Genomic DNA, 13,468 nt, shown 5'->3' with positions numbered 1-13,468 from the left:
ATGAGAAAAATCTGGATTGGTGTCGTTTCTCTTATCGCCATTTATGGCTGTACCTCAACGAACACCCCAACATCGCTTTTCTCATCTCTGCCTTCCGGCGTCACTCTTGTTGAACAAGAGGATGCACAGCCGGGAAAAGTGATGATCCCTTATTCAAAGTACCGCCTGGCCAACGGCCTGACGGTGATTCTTTCGCCGGATCACTCCGATCCGCTGACTCATGTTGATGTGACTTACCACGTCGGTTCGGCACGTGAAGTTCCGGGCAAATCCGGCTTTGCCCATTTCTTTGAGCACATGATGTTCCAGGGCTCGAAACATGTGGCGGATCAGGAACATTTTCGTCTGATCACCGAAGCGGGTGGCTCGCTCAATGGCTCGACCAACCGCGACCGCACCAACTACTACGAGACCGTGCCGGCCAATCAGCTGGAAAAAGTGCTGTGGCTGGAGTCCGACCGGATGGGCTTTTTGCTCGACGCCGTCTCGCAGCGTAAGTTCGAGATTCAGCGCGACACAGTGAAAAACGAACGCGCGCAAAATTACGACAACCGCCCGTATGGTTTGATCTGGGAGAAAATGGGCGAAGCCATGTATCCCAAAGGCCATCCTTATTCGTGGCAGACGATTGGCTATGTTGAGGATCTCGACCGGGTCGATGTTAATGACCTGAAAGCTTTCTTCCTGCGCTGGTACGGCCCGAACAATGCGGTGCTGACGATCGGTGGTGATATCGATGTCAAACAGACGCTGCAGTGGGTCAATAAGTACTTTGGTTCTATCCCGCGCGGTCCGGAAGTGGATAAGGCGCCGAAACAGCCGGCGATTGTGCCGCAGGACCGTTATGTCACCATGCAGGATCGCATTCAGCAACCTATGGTCGTGATCGGCTGGCCGACCAGCTACCGCGGCTCGGATGATCAGGCGTCACTGGATGCGCTGGCCAAGGTGCTGGGCGGCGGAACTAACGGCTTGCTGTATCAGAACCTGGTCAAAACCCAGAAAGCGGTCGACGCCGGTGCGTTCCAGGAATGTGCTGAGCTGGCGTGCAACTTTTATGTTTACGCCATGGCACCGTCCGGCGATAAGGCGCAGCTTAAACCGCTTTATCATGAGCTGATGCAGACGCTGCAGCAATTTGAGCAGCAGGGTGTGCCTGAAGGTCGTCTTGATCAGATCAACGGCATGGCGGAGGCCAATGCGGTATTTGCGCTGGAAAGTGTCCAGGGTAAGGTGACTCAGCTGGCCAGCAATGAAACCTTCTATGGTCAGCCGGATCGGATTGAAACCCAGCTTGAGCAGTTGCGCGCGGTGTCGCCGCAATCGGTCAAGGATGTCTATCAGCGTTATCTTGATGGTCAACATAAAGTGACCCTGAGTGTGGTGCCGCGCGGGAAAACCGAGCTGGCGGTGCAGCCAGACAACTTCACTCCGCCGGCACGCGAGCTGCCTGAGTATCACAAAATCAGCGATGACGAGCTCAACTACCGCACAGTTGATGACGACTTTGACCGTTCGGTGATGCCGCAAGTGGCCGAGGCGGTGCAGGCGCATATGCCAGCGCTGTATGAGCTGTATTTTGATAATGGCGCTGAACTGCTCGGCACCGAGACTTCAGAAACCCCGACCGTGCTGGTCAAAATCAAGCTGCCGGCCGGTGAGCGCCATGTCGAGAGCGGGAAAGAAGGGCTGGCCAATCTGACCGCGGCGATGCTGGAGGAAGGCTCTACTAAGCGCAGTGTGGAACAGATCCAGGCTGAACTGGATAAACTCGGGTCGCAGGTCAGCGTTAATGCCAATTCCTATTCGACCAGCATCGTGATTTCGAGCCTGAAGAAAAATCTGCCGCAGACGCTGGATGTGGTGTCGGAAGTGCTGTTCCATCCCGGCTTCCGCGCCGAAGACTTTGCCCGTATCAAGCAGCAGATGATTGAAGGCGTGGTGTATCAGCACCAGCAGCCGGGCTGGCTGGCTTCCCAGGCCACCCGTCAGGTGCTGTTTGGTGATTCGGTGTTTGCCCGCACCAGTGACGGGACCAAACAGTCGATTGCTGGGCTGACGCTGGATGATGTCAAAGGTTTCTACCAGCAGCATTACACCCCGCAAGGCGCGCAGATTGTGGTGGTGGGCGATATCAGCAAACGTGAAGTGCGTCGTGAGCTGCATTTCTTCGCCGACTGGAAAGGTGAGGTGTCGCCACTGCTGCGTCCGCAGGTGATCCCGACACTCAACGGTCAGAAAGTGTATCTGGTTGATAAACCGGGCGCGCCGCAAAGCATCGTACGTCTGGTACGGCGCGGTCTGCCGTTTGACGCCACCGGTGAGCTGTACCGCAGCCAGTTGGCTAACTTTAATCTCGGCGGTAACTTTAACAGCCGCATTAACCAGAACTTGCGTGAAGACAAAGGTTACACCTACGGCGCGAACGGCTATTTTGCCAGCAATCGTGAAGTCGGCGCGATTGTCTATAATGCTCAGGTGCGTGCGGATTCAACTGTGCCGTCGATCATCGAAATGGAAAAAGAGATGAGCCGCTTCAGCCAGCAGGGTATGACGGAGAAAGAGCTGCAGTTTATGCGCCTGGCGGTGGGCCAGCAGGATGCGCTGAACTATGAAACACCGTCACAGAAAGCGCAGCTGCTGAGCAGTATCCTGACCTACAATCTCGATCGCGATTATCTGCAGCAGCGCAATGAGATCGTGAAGGATATCGATAAATCGACCCTGGATGATTTGGCCGCCAAATGGTTCAATCCGGATGATTACCAGATCATAGTGGTCGGCGATGCCAAAACACTCAAACCTGAACTGGAAAAGTTAACAATTCCCGTAGAAGAGCTTGAAATCATCCGCTAGAGTACACATAACACAGGAGGCGAAGTTTACGCCTCCTGTTGCAAACATGGTGGATTACGGGCTACCTTATCGGTCCCGCGTATAATCGACGCTGTTTTGTGTTGCGGAGTTAGCTCAGCTTCATTTGGATTATCACACACATAAGCGAATCTCATTTTGACTAATTTTGCCGCGCGACTTACCAAAGTCGCTCAACAACCTGAAGTGTTTCAACAGTTTGGCCGAGGCGTTGAACGTGAAACGCTGCGTTATACTCCGGATGGAGCTATCGCACAGACGCCTCATCCAACAGCACTGGGTTCGGCACTGACCAACAACTGGATCACGACGGATTTCGCTGAGCCTTTGCTTGAGTTCATCACCCCGGTGTCGAACCAGGTGCCTGTCCTGATGTCCCAGCTGGCTGATATCCATCATTTTGCCCAGAGCAAAATGGGTGAAGAGAAGCTGTGGCCGATGTCGATGCCATGTTATGTCGGCAGTGAAGATGACATCGAACTGGCGCAGTATGGCCGCTCCAACAGTGGCCGCATGAAAACACTCTACCGTACCGGTCTGAAACGCCGTTACGGCAGCCTGATGCAGATCATTTCAGGCGTGCATTTTAATTTCTCGTTCCCGGATTCTTTCTGGGATGCATTGTATGGTGAACAGGATGACGAGCAGCGTCAGGCGACCAAGTCCGATGCTTACTTTGCCGTGATCCGTAACTACTACCGCTTTGGCTGGCTGATCCCGTATTTCTTCGGTGCCTCGCCGGCCTTGTGCTCCTCTTTTCTGCGTGGCCGCGAAAGTAAGCTGCCGTTTGAGAATATCGGTCAGACTCTGTATCTGCCATACGCCACTTCACTGCGTCTGAGCGATCTGGGTTACACCAATAATGCGCAGAGTGCGCTGAAAATTGGTTTTAACAGCATTGAGCAATACCTGCAGGGCCTTAACCAGGCGATTCGCACGCCTTCTGACGAGTTTGCCAAGCTGGGCGTGAAAGTGGACGGTGAATACCGTCAGCTCAACAGCAATGTGCTGCAGATTGAGAACGAACTCTATGCGCCAATCCGTCCGAAACGGGTGGCGAAAAGCGGTGAGAAACCGTCCGAAGCGCTCGGTCGCGGCGGGGTGGAATACATCGAAGTGCGTTCACTGGACGTTAACCCGTTCAGCCCGGTGGGGATCACTGAGCAGCAGGTGCGTTTCCTCGATCTGTTCCTGACCTGGGCGGCATTGTCTGATTCCGACCCGATGGATGGCTGTGAGCTGGAATGCTGGCGTGACAACTGGAGCAAAGTGGTACTGGAAGGGCGCAAGCCGGGTCTGGAACTGCAGATCGGTTGTCATGGTGAAAAATTGTCGCTGCAAAACTGGGCCAAACGTGTGTTTGCCGATTTGGCGCAGATTGCTGAGTTGATGGATGCGGCCCAGGGCGGCAGTGCCTATCAGGATGTGTGTCGTGAGCTGCAAGGCTGGATCGACCATCCGGAGCGTACCTTGTCAGCGCAAATCCTGGCGATGACCAAACAGATGGGCGGCCTGGGTAAAACCGGCTGCGCGCTGGGGCTGAAGTACCGTCAGCACAACCTCGACCATCAATATGAAGTGTATTCACAACAGGTGATGGAACAGGAAGTGGTACGTTCGGTTGCGGCTCAGGCTGAGATTGAACAGCAGGACGAGCTCGACTTCGATGCCTTTCTGCAACACTACTTTGCCTACCTGAAATAAGCGGCCGGGCACTGCGATGAGAAAAGGTTTCCAGTTAGCGGTTCTTGCCAGTGCCGGAATGCTGGCCGGGTGTGCGACATCGCCACCGGCCCAGCAGAATAATCTGTGCGAGATTTTCCGTGAGTATCCGGACTGGTACGAAGATGCGCTGGCGATGGAAAAAGAGTGGGGCACGCCGATGCAAATTGCGATGGCGTTCGTCAAACAAGAAAGCAGTTTCCGTCATGATGCCAAACCACCGAAAGATTACCTGCTCGGCTTTATTCCCTGGGGCCGGGTCAGCAGTGCATATGGTTATGCCCAGGCTCAGGATCCGGCCTGGGACGATTTTCAGGATGCGACCGATTATGGCGGCTCGCGCACCAATTTTGATGACGCGCTGATGTTTATTGGCTGGTATACCAGCGAAACTCAGCGTACGCTTGGGGTCTCGAAATGGGATACCTATCATCAGTATCTCGCCTATCATGAAGGACGGGGCGGATTTAAACGTAAAACCTATCAGTCGAAGCCCGCATTACAACGTGTGGCGCGCAAGGTTGAACAACAAGCCAATGATTATGGATGGCAGCTGAAACAGTGCCGTCAGGAATTAGAAGATAACCGCAGCTGGTTTTTCTAAGCTGGCCTGCAAGGGAGAGACAAACATGCCATTATTAGACAGCTTTACCGTAGACCACACTCGCATGAGTGCGCCGGCGGTACGTGTGGCCAAGACCATGCAAACACCAAAGGGCGATACCATCACGGTATTTGACCTGCGTTTCACCCTGCCGAATCAGGATATTCTGTCAGAGCGTGGTATCCATACGCTGGAGCACCTGTATGCCGGCTTTATGCGTGCCCACCTTAATGGGGCTAACGTCGAAATCATCGATATCTCGCCAATGGGCTGTCGCACGGGTTTCTATATGAGCCTGATTGGTGCGCCAAGCGAAGACCAGGTTGCAAGCGCGTGGCTGGCAGCGATGCAGGATGTACTGAAAGTCGAAGGTCAGGATAAAATCCCTGAGCTGAACGAGTACCAGTGCGGTACCGCAGCGATGCACTCACTGACCGAAGCGAAAGCGATTGCAGAGAAGGTGATTGCGGCCGGTATTTCAGTCAACAAGAACGACGAACTGGCCTTGCCGGAGTCGATGCTGCAAGAGCTGAAAGTGAACTAAGCCCGCGCATGCTGCGTGGCAATGACGGCGCAGTTTACGGGCGGAAAAAGCAGTGTGTAGGCGGATAAAAAAAGGCTTGAGATTTCCCAAGCCTTTTTTAGTGTCTGAATCTGCCGATTCTCTTTTAAGCGGCCTGCGACTAAGATTTCTTGCTCTTGCGCGGGTGAACGCGCACCAGCTTGATGCGGTTCTCTTCCAGCTCGACAATCTCCATCGGATGACTGGCAACCTTCACGCTCAGGTGGCTGGCCGGGATCTCTTCCAGGTGTTCCAGAATCAAACCGTTCAGGGTGCGCGGACCATCGGTCGGCAGTTTCCACTTCAGGCTCTTGTTGATATCGCGGATATTGGCACTGCCTTCAATCAGGAAGCTACCATCCCCTTGCGGTGTGATCTCATCCGACAGGCTTGGTGCAATCGAAGTAGTAAACTCACCGACGATCTCTTCCAGAATATCTTCCAGCGTGATCAGGCCATTGATATCGCCGTATTCGTCGACAATCAGACCAATACGCTCTTTATTGCGCTGAAATTTCAGCAGCTGGACGTTGAGCGGAGTACTTTCCGGAATGAAATAGACTTCATCGGCTGCGCGCAGCAGTGTCTCTTTGGTGAATTCATTTTTCTCCAGCATAAAACGCGATGCTTCACGCAGACGCAGCATACCCACCACTTCATCAATATTGTCACGGTACAACACCACGCGGCCATGCGGCGAGTGGGTCAGCTGACGCACAATCGATTTCCAGTCATCGTTAATGTTGATGCCGGTAATCTCGTTACGCGGAATCATGATGTCGTTGACGGTGACGTGCTCCAGATCGAGGATCGACAGCAGCATGTCCTGGTGACGGCGTGGGATAAGACCGCCGGCTTCGTTGACCACAGTGCGCAACTCTTCTGAACTGAGCGGGTCGTCACCGCCGTGCTGGGCTGACAGGCCAAGCAGACGGATAAAACCGTTGGTGATGAAGTTGACGAAAATCACCAGTGGCGACAGCAGTTTCATCAGCAGGCTGAGCAGAATACTGCTCGCGTAGGACACCCGTTCCGGATACAGCGCGGCCAGGGTTTTTGGTGTCACTTCGGCAAATACCAGTACCACCAGGGTGAGCACACCGGTAGCGATAGCAACCCCCATGTCGCCGTACAGACGCATGCCGAGAATGGTGGCAATGGCAGAGGCGAGGATGTTGACCAGGTTGTTACCGATCAGGATCAGACCAATCAGACGGTCCGGACGTCCCAGCAGGTTTTCGACCCGCTTGGCCCCTTTGTGGCCGGTATTCGCTAAATGCTTAAGACGGTAGCGGTTAAGCGACATCATGCCGGTTTCTGAACCGGAGAAATAAGCAGATATAACAATGAGACACGCGAGCAGCGCAAATAAGATACCCGTTGATATGTCGTCCAAAACGCTTGGTTTCCTTGTAATGAATTTAGATGATCAGGTTGGCCTGATCCGTTTTTTAATGATGAACTAACGGTCGTTTTAACTATTAATGGCTTAACTGTGGCTGGGTGTCAATCTTCTAACCCGTTGACCTTAGCGCAGAATAATCTCTCTGACAAATCGGCTGCCAAAGTACGCCAACGTCAGTAGTGTCGCCCCTGCGACCGCAAACCAGGTCACTTTGCGCCCGCGCCAGCCACGCTGGTAATGTCCCCACAATAAAATGGAGTAAACAATCCAGGCGATAAAAGACAGCACGCCTTTATGCGCTTTGCCCTGGGCAAACATATCGCCGATAAAGAAAATACCGGTGATCAGGGTGCCGGTCAGCAGCAGGTTACCAATCAGAATAATCTTAAACAGCTGACGCTCAACCATGAGCAGTGGCGGCATATTGGGATTGATGCTCAGGCCTTTTTTCTTTTTGAGCTTGTAATCGAGCCATGCCAGCTGCAACGCGTACAGAGCGCCAATCGATAAGGTTGAATAGGAGAAGAGTGCAAACGAGATGTGCACCATCAGCTTAGGATCATTCTCGAGGTGAGTAATAAACGTGCCCGGCAACCAGGTTGCCGCCGACAGGTTGATGGCAGAGAAGCTGTACACCACCGGCAGCAGGAACCACAAACGGGTTTTGAACATCGCGATACTCATTACCAGCGAAATAATAAAGCTGATTAAAGAGGCGACGTTAAGCATGCTCAGGTTCTGGCCGCTGCCGTGCAGAATCAGGTCGCTGAGCAGCCAGGCGTGAAACAACAGTGCCAGTGCGGCGCTGACGAAGACAGCTTTAGCTTTGATGCCGGTCTGGCCGGAAAGGCCGGGTACAATCGTCGCAATTGACAGCAGGTACAAGATGGCGGCAACGATAGCGATAAGGTTATCCATGCTTCTCACAATAATGGTGGACTAAGTGGCGAATTATACCTTGCCTGACCCCGTTGGGCTACGTTGGATCGTGATCGATTTTGAGAGTTGAGATATAAGAATTTACCCCCACCTTAGGGTTGAGTATCAGTTTTCGTCCCCAAAGGCCGCCACAAGGGAGCCACAGCCTGACAGTGACGCGCAAAATCGCGCTGTGAGCAGCAAAATCCTGCTTCGATGGGCGCAAACCGACAAAGAAACTGACCAGCAACCGCACTATGGGTATGCCTATCCTTTTGGCTAAGGTATACTCAGCGCTATTGATCGCCTAATCGCGAAGAGAAAAGCATGTTTGAGAATTTAACGGATCGATTGTCCAGTACGCTGAAGAATATCAGCGGAAAAGGACGTCTTACAGAAGACAATATTAAAGAGACGCTGCGTGAAGTTCGCATGGCGTTGCTGGAAGCGGATGTCGCTCTGCCGGTTGTGCGTGAGTTTGTCGCCCGTGTGAAGGAAAATGCGGTTGGGGTTGAGGTGTCTAAATCTCTCACTCCGGGCCAGGAATTCATCAAGATCGTTCGCAATGAACTTGAAGCGGTCATGGGTGAGTCCAATGAAGCACTGAATCTGGCGGCGCAGCCACCGGCAGTGATTCTGATGGCGGGTCTGCAGGGTGCCGGTAAAACCACTTCGGTCGGTAAACTGTCGAAACTGCTCAAAGAGCGTGACAAGAAGAAAGTGCTGGTGGTCTCGGCGGACGTATATCGCCCGGCGGCGATCAAACAGCTCGAGACCCTGGCAACCGACCTGGGGGTCGATTTCTTCCCGTCTTCTGCTGACCAGAAGCCGATTGATATCGCCAACGCGGCGATTGATCACGCGAAGAAAAAATTCTACGACGTTCTGATCGTCGATACCGCCGGTCGTCTGGCTATCGATGAACAGATGATGGCGGAAATCAAGCAGCTGCATCAGGCGATCACGCCGGTGGAAACCCTGTTTGTGGTCGATGCGATGACAGGTCAGGATGCGGCCAATACCGCCAAAGCGTTTGGTGATGCACTGCCGCTGACCGGTGTGATTCTGACCAAAGTTGATGGTGATGCCCGTGGTGGTGCAGCGCTGTCGGTGCGTCATATTACCGGTAAGCCGATTAAATTCCTCGGTGTTGGTGAGAAGACCGATGCGCTGGAGCCTTTCCACCCGGATCGCGTGGCGTCACGTATTCTGGGCATGGGCGATGTGCTGTCGCTGATCGAAGATCTGCAGCGCAATGTCGACCAGGAAAAAGCGGAAAAACTGGCCAAGAAGTTCAAAGAGAAGAAAGGCTTCGATCTGGAAGACTTCCGCGAACAGCTGGGTCAGATGCAGAACATGGGCGGCATGATGGGTATGCTGGATAAGCTGCCGGGCATGAACAAGCTGCCAACCGACATCAAAGATAAAGTTGATGACCGTATGTTCAAGCAGATGGAAGCCATCATCAGTTCGATGACGATGAAAGAGCGTGAGCGTCCGGAGCTGATTAAAGGTTCGCGTAAAAAACGGATTGCAGCCGGTTCCGGTACTCAGGTACAGGATGTCAACCGTCTGCTCAAACAGTTCACCCAGATGCAGAAGATGATGAAGAAGATGCAAAAGGGTGGCATGAAAGGCATGATGCGCAACATGCAAGGCATGATGGGCGGCATGGGTGGCGGTGGCGGCGGTTTCTTCGGTCGCTAGCACGGATAGTCTGCAGCCGGGGCAGACAGTTGGCTTGAACGGGTGAAAACCGGCTCAGGCCAGCAGGTGGGTTAAATGCAGTCGCCCGTCATCAGTGCGCTTCTGCAGCTAAGTTTCAAACTGTTAGCCAGCTCACGGTATTTTATCCCCACTTCTGGTGGCGAAAAAATAGCTAAAACCCTTGCAATGCCCCGGAATAAGAGTAAAATTCCGGGGCTTTATTTTGGCACGAGACCCCAAGCCGTTTTTGATAAAATGGTTACTGGGGTTAATTTTATTTTTGAGAAAGCAAAGAGGACGACATGGTAACCATTCGTTTGGCACGTCACGGCGCTAAAAAGCGTCCATTCTATCAAATCGTTGTTGCTGACAGCCGCAACGTTGCAACTGGCCGTTTCATCGAGAAAGTAGGTTTCTTCAACCCTACAGCTCAAGGTCAAGAAGAAGGCCTGCGCCTGGATCTGGATCGCGTGAACCACTGGGTTTCACAAGGCGCTTCAGTTTCTGACCGCGTAGCTAAGCTAGTTAAAGACGCTCAAAAAGCGGCTTAATTCTTACTTTAGTAAGAAGTAATTAGTTTATGTCGATGAAAGGCAAAGAAACAATGAGTGAGCAAAGCGAAAAGATTGTTGTAGGCAAGTTTGGTGCTTCTTATGGCATTCGTGGCTGGCTTAAAGTTTTTTCCTATACAGACAATGCTGAAAGCATTTTCGATTACAGTCCGTGGTTCGTGAACCACAAGGGCGAATGGGTTGAGTACAAAGTAGAAAGCTGGAAGCGCCATAACAAAGGTATGGTGGCTAAGTTGGAAGGGCTTGAAATCCGTGAAGACGCAAACCTGCTGACTAACTTAGAAATTGCTATCAACCCGGCATCTCTGCCTGAATTGTCAGAAGACGAGTTCTACTGGCGGGAATTGTTCGGTATGAAGGTGTTCACGACGAAAGGTTACGACCTTGGTGAAGTGGTGGACATGCTAGAAACCGGTTCGAACGATGTTCTGGTAGTGAAAGCAAATCTGAAAGATGCTTTTGGCCAAAAGGAACGATTGATTCCGTTCCTTGAAGAGCAAGTGATCAAGCAGATTGATCGCTCAGCTCAACGGATCGAAGTTGACTGGGATCCTGCGTTCTAAACTCGAAACGATAAGGCGAAGAACACATGTGGGTTGGCATAATTAGCCTATTTCCTGAAATGTTCCGCAGCGTTACCGATTTCGGAGTAACAGGTCAAGCGGTTAAAAAAGGGTTGTTGTCAGTTGAGACCTGGAATCCTCGTGATTTCACTCATGACAAACGTCGCACTGTCGATGATAAACCCTACGGTGGCGGCCCTGGCATGTTAATGATGGTTCAGCCTTTGCGCGATTCCATCCATGCTGCGAAACACGCTGCACCGGGAAAGACGAAAGTCATATACCTCTCGCCTCAAGGTCGAAAACTCGACCAGCAAGGCGTTGAAGAACTGGCAACCAATCAGAATCTGATTCTGATCTGTGGCCGTTATGAAGGGGTAGATGAGCGCATCATACAGTCTGAAGTTGACGAAGAATGGTCAATTGGTGACTTTGTGATGACGGGCGGGGAAATCCCGGCCATGACGTTGATTGATTCGGTCTCACGGTTTATTCCGGGAGTATTGGGAGATTTCGCGTCGGCAGAAGAAGACTCTTTTGCCAATGGCCTGCTGGATTGTCCGCACTATACGCGTCCGGAAGTGTTAGACGGAAAAGAGGTGCCTGCGGTACTGAAATCCGGCAATCACGAGGACATTCGTCGTTGGCGACTGAAACAGTCGCTGGGCCGAACTTGGCTGAGAAGACCAGAGCTCCTGGAAAACCTAGCTCTGACTGACGAACAGGAACAATTACTAGCCGAGTACATTAAAGAGACTCACGCTAAGTAACCTATTAAATTTAGTATCAGTTTATTCTAGGAATTTACACAATGAGTAACATCATCAAAGCTCTAGAACAAGAGCAAATGAAACAAGACCTACCTCAATTTGCACCAGGTGACACTGTTGTTGTTCAAGTTAAGGTAAAAGAAGGTGACCGTGAGCGTCTACAGGCTTTCGAAGGCGTTGTAATCGCAATCCGTAACCGTGGTCTGCACTCAGCATTCACTGTACGTAAGATCTCTAACGGTGAAGGTGTTGAGCGTACGTTCCAAACACACTCTCCAGTTGTTGATAGCATTGAAGTTAAACGCCGTGGTGCAGTACGTCGTGCCAAGCTGTACTACCTGCGTGAACTGTCTGGTAAAGCTGCTCGTATCAAAGAGAAGCTTGCTAAGAAGTAATGCTAGAACTCGCGTTCTCATAAAAAACGGAGCCTTTGGGCTCCGTTTTTTTATGCGTTCTTGAATAGGTTCAGGTATTTTTCTCGCTCAGCGTTTTTCTAACGGCTGCAATGCAGTGGCCAGCTTCTGAGCTCATCTGTTTACCTTGTGCCTCGGGTTACCTTGTGTCCATCGGACTTCAGGCTGTTGACCCGGGTTATTCGCGGCTGTCCTCAGCAATCGTGACCGGCACCGTGACCTCTTTGCCTTTGCGCAGCAGGGTAAATTCGACCACAGTGCCCGGACGCAGGTCAGTCACGGTATCCATCACGTTCTGGCGGCCGTTGATCTTCTGGCCGTCGATTTTAAGAATGACATCGCGGATCTGAAAGCCGGCCTTGGCGGCCGGGCCGTTCGGATCAATGCCCAGTACCACAATCCCGCCGACATGTTCACTGCCGAGCAGCCTTGAGGTCATCGAGTTGATGTCCTGGCCGTCCACGCCGATATAGCCGCGGATGACCCGGCCGTCGGCGATGATTTTGTCCATGATTTTGTGCGCCAGCGCGAACGGGATGGCAAACGAAATGCCGTAAGTCTCAAGCTCGGTTGCCTGCTGGAATGAGGCGGTGTTGATGCCGACCAGTTCGCCCTGAGTATTGACCAGCGCACCACCTGAGTTGCCTTCATTGATGGCGGCGTCAGTCTGAATAAACGCCTGGCGGCCATCGGCACTGATTGAGGAGCGGCCGGTCGCCGAAATGATGCCGAACGTTGTGGTCTGGCCGAGGTTATATGGGTTACCGATGGCCAGTACCACGTCACCGACTTCAGCCTGGTAGTTCGGGTTTTGCGGGATAACCGGCAGGTTGGTGCCATCGACCCGCAACACAGCGATATCGGTGCGGCGGTCTTTACCCACTAACTGGGCGGCGGCAACACGGCCGTCCTGCAGCGCAACAATGATTTGGTCTGCCTGGGCTACAACATGATAGTTGGTAATGATATAGCCTTTTTCGCTGACAATAACCCCCGAGCCCAGCCCCTGGGTGGAGAGTTTGGATTTGTCACTCTCGGAATATTTACGGCTGTAGATATTGACCACGGCAGGCGCAGCGCGGCGTACGGCCTGATTAAATGAGATTTGCAGTGACGCAATATTGGCTGGTTTGGGCGCCGATGGTGGTATCACGTGCTGACGCAGTGAAGGCACAGCAAACACCACCACAGCAGCGGTGACCAGCCCAAGTCCGACCGAGCGACCCAGAAATTTCAGCATATATTCCCCAAACGGTTAGTCGATGACGAAAATAAAGGTATTCCACGTACGCTGCTCAGGGCCTGATGGTGAGTCAGGGATACAACAGTACCTGCTCGGCATCGCGTGGGTTGGTTCG

The 13,468-nt window shown here is 52.5% G+C and carries 13 protein-coding genes; 10 read left to right on the top strand and 3 right to left on the bottom strand.

What is annotated here, in order from left to right; genetic code table 11:
- The 4 genes from KNV97_RS15950 (at position 1) to luxS (ending at position 5,744) form a co-directional block, all read left to right on the top strand.
- Positions 1-2,856, top strand: coding sequence for a M16 family metallopeptidase (locus KNV97_RS15950; RefSeq protein ID WP_218562310.1), 2,856 nt, complete (start codon positions 1-3; stop codon positions 2,854-2,856).
- Positions 2,857-3,012: 156 nt separating this feature from the next.
- Positions 3,013-4,578 carry a glutamate--cysteine ligase gene (gene gshA, locus KNV97_RS15945; RefSeq protein ID WP_218562309.1) on the top strand — a complete coding sequence of 522 codons (1,566 nt, stop codon included), beginning with the start codon at positions 3,013-3,015 and terminating at the stop codon, positions 4,576-4,578.
- Between the two features lie 16 nt (positions 4,579-4,594).
- Positions 4,595-5,200, top strand: coding sequence for a transglycosylase SLT domain-containing protein (locus KNV97_RS15940; RefSeq protein WP_136483321.1), 606 nt, complete (start codon positions 4,595-4,597; stop codon positions 5,198-5,200).
- A gap of 25 nt (positions 5,201-5,225) precedes the next feature.
- Positions 5,226-5,744, top strand: coding sequence for an S-ribosylhomocysteine lyase (gene luxS / locus KNV97_RS15935; protein ID WP_136483322.1), 519 nt, complete (start codon positions 5,226-5,228; stop codon positions 5,742-5,744).
- Positions 5,745-5,883: 139 nt separating this feature from the next.
- Here the strand turns inward: luxS and KNV97_RS15930 are convergent, their stop codons facing one another.
- Positions 5,884-7,158 carry an HlyC/CorC family transporter gene (locus tag KNV97_RS15930; RefSeq protein ID WP_218562308.1) on the bottom strand — a complete coding sequence of 425 codons (1,275 nt, stop codon included), beginning with the start codon at positions 7,156-7,158 and terminating at the stop codon, positions 5,884-5,886.
- Between the two features lie 132 nt (positions 7,159-7,290).
- Complete coding sequence (locus KNV97_RS15925) at positions 7,291-8,085, bottom strand: cytochrome C assembly family protein (protein ID WP_136483324.1); 795 nt, start codon at positions 8,083-8,085, stop codon at positions 7,291-7,293.
- Between the two features lie 327 nt (positions 8,086-8,412).
- Here KNV97_RS15925 and ffh point away from each other — a divergent pair, with 327 nt between their 5' ends.
- From ffh to rplS, 6 genes are all read left to right on the top strand, one after another.
- On the top strand, positions 8,413-9,792 hold the full coding sequence (ffh, locus tag KNV97_RS15920; protein ID WP_136483325.1) for a signal recognition particle protein: 1,380 nt from the start codon (positions 8,413-8,415) through the stop codon (positions 9,790-9,792).
- Positions 9,793-9,867: 75 nt separating this feature from the next.
- Positions 9,868-10,101 carry a hypothetical protein gene (locus KNV97_RS15915; protein WP_218562307.1) on the top strand — a complete coding sequence of 78 codons (234 nt, stop codon included), beginning with the start codon at positions 9,868-9,870 and terminating at the stop codon, positions 10,099-10,101.
- The gene (gene rpsP, locus KNV97_RS15910) at positions 10,095-10,343 is read left to right on the top strand and encodes a 30S ribosomal protein S16 (protein WP_136483326.1); all 249 of its coding nucleotides are present in this window, start codon (positions 10,095-10,097) and stop codon (positions 10,341-10,343) included. The genes KNV97_RS15915 and rpsP overlap by 7 nt, the downstream gene beginning before the upstream one ends.
- Positions 10,344-10,372: 29 nt before the next feature.
- Positions 10,373-10,927 carry a ribosome maturation factor RimM gene (rimM, locus tag KNV97_RS15905; RefSeq protein ID WP_136483327.1) on the top strand — a complete coding sequence of 185 codons (555 nt, stop codon included), beginning with the start codon at positions 10,373-10,375 and terminating at the stop codon, positions 10,925-10,927.
- 26 nt (positions 10,928-10,953) lie between these two features.
- Positions 10,954-11,697 carry a tRNA (guanosine(37)-N1)-methyltransferase TrmD gene (gene trmD, locus KNV97_RS15900; RefSeq protein WP_136483328.1) on the top strand — a complete coding sequence of 248 codons (744 nt, stop codon included), beginning with the start codon at positions 10,954-10,956 and terminating at the stop codon, positions 11,695-11,697.
- A 41-nt stretch (positions 11,698-11,738) separates the two neighbouring features.
- The gene (gene rplS, locus KNV97_RS15895; RefSeq protein ID WP_136483329.1) at positions 11,739-12,092 is read left to right on the top strand and encodes a 50S ribosomal protein L19; all 354 of its coding nucleotides are present in this window, start codon (positions 11,739-11,741) and stop codon (positions 12,090-12,092) included.
- 196 nt (positions 12,093-12,288) lie between these two features.
- Here rplS and degS read toward each other — a convergent pair whose 3' ends face one another.
- Positions 12,289-13,350, bottom strand: coding sequence for an outer membrane-stress sensor serine endopeptidase DegS (gene degS, locus KNV97_RS15890; RefSeq protein ID WP_136483330.1), 1,062 nt, complete (start codon positions 13,348-13,350; stop codon positions 12,289-12,291).
- Positions 13,351-13,468: the final 118 nt, after the last annotated feature.

It is taken from the genome of Vibrio ostreae (assembly GCF_019226825.1).
Taxonomy (GTDB): domain Bacteria; phylum Pseudomonadota; class Gammaproteobacteria; order Enterobacterales; family Vibrionaceae; genus Vibrio; species Vibrio ostreae.
This window is presented reverse-complemented; position numbering and strand designations above follow the sequence as displayed.

Bases quoted from the DNA above. Each gene is read 5' to 3' on its own strand.
- KNV97_RS15950 (WP_218562310.1), top strand. From the start codon at position 1: ATGAGAAAAATCTGGATTGGTGTCGTTTCTCTTATCGCCATTTATGGC.
- KNV97_RS15940 (WP_136483321.1), top strand. From the start codon at position 4,595: ATGAGAAAAGGTTTCCAGTTAGCGGTTCTTGCCAGTGCCGGAATGCTG.
- luxS (WP_136483322.1), top strand. From the start codon at position 5,226: ATGCCATTATTAGACAGCTTTACCGTAGACCACACTCGCATGAGTGCG.
- KNV97_RS15925 (WP_136483324.1), bottom strand. From the start codon at position 8,085: ATGGATAACCTTATCGCTATCGTTGCCGCCATCTTGTACCTGCTGTCA.
- ffh (WP_136483325.1), top strand. From the start codon at position 8,413: ATGTTTGAGAATTTAACGGATCGATTGTCCAGTACGCTGAAGAATATC.
- KNV97_RS15915 (WP_218562307.1), top strand. From the start codon at position 9,868: ATGCAGTCGCCCGTCATCAGTGCGCTTCTGCAGCTAAGTTTCAAACTG.
- rpsP (WP_136483326.1), top strand. From the start codon at position 10,095: ATGGTAACCATTCGTTTGGCACGTCACGGCGCTAAAAAGCGTCCATTC.
- rimM (WP_136483327.1), top strand. From the start codon at position 10,373: ATGTCGATGAAAGGCAAAGAAACAATGAGTGAGCAAAGCGAAAAGATT.
- trmD (WP_136483328.1), top strand. From the start codon at position 10,954: ATGTGGGTTGGCATAATTAGCCTATTTCCTGAAATGTTCCGCAGCGTT.
- rplS (WP_136483329.1), top strand. From the start codon at position 11,739: ATGAGTAACATCATCAAAGCTCTAGAACAAGAGCAAATGAAACAAGAC.
- degS (WP_136483330.1), bottom strand. From the start codon at position 13,350: ATGCTGAAATTTCTGGGTCGCTCGGTCGGACTTGGGCTGGTCACCGCT.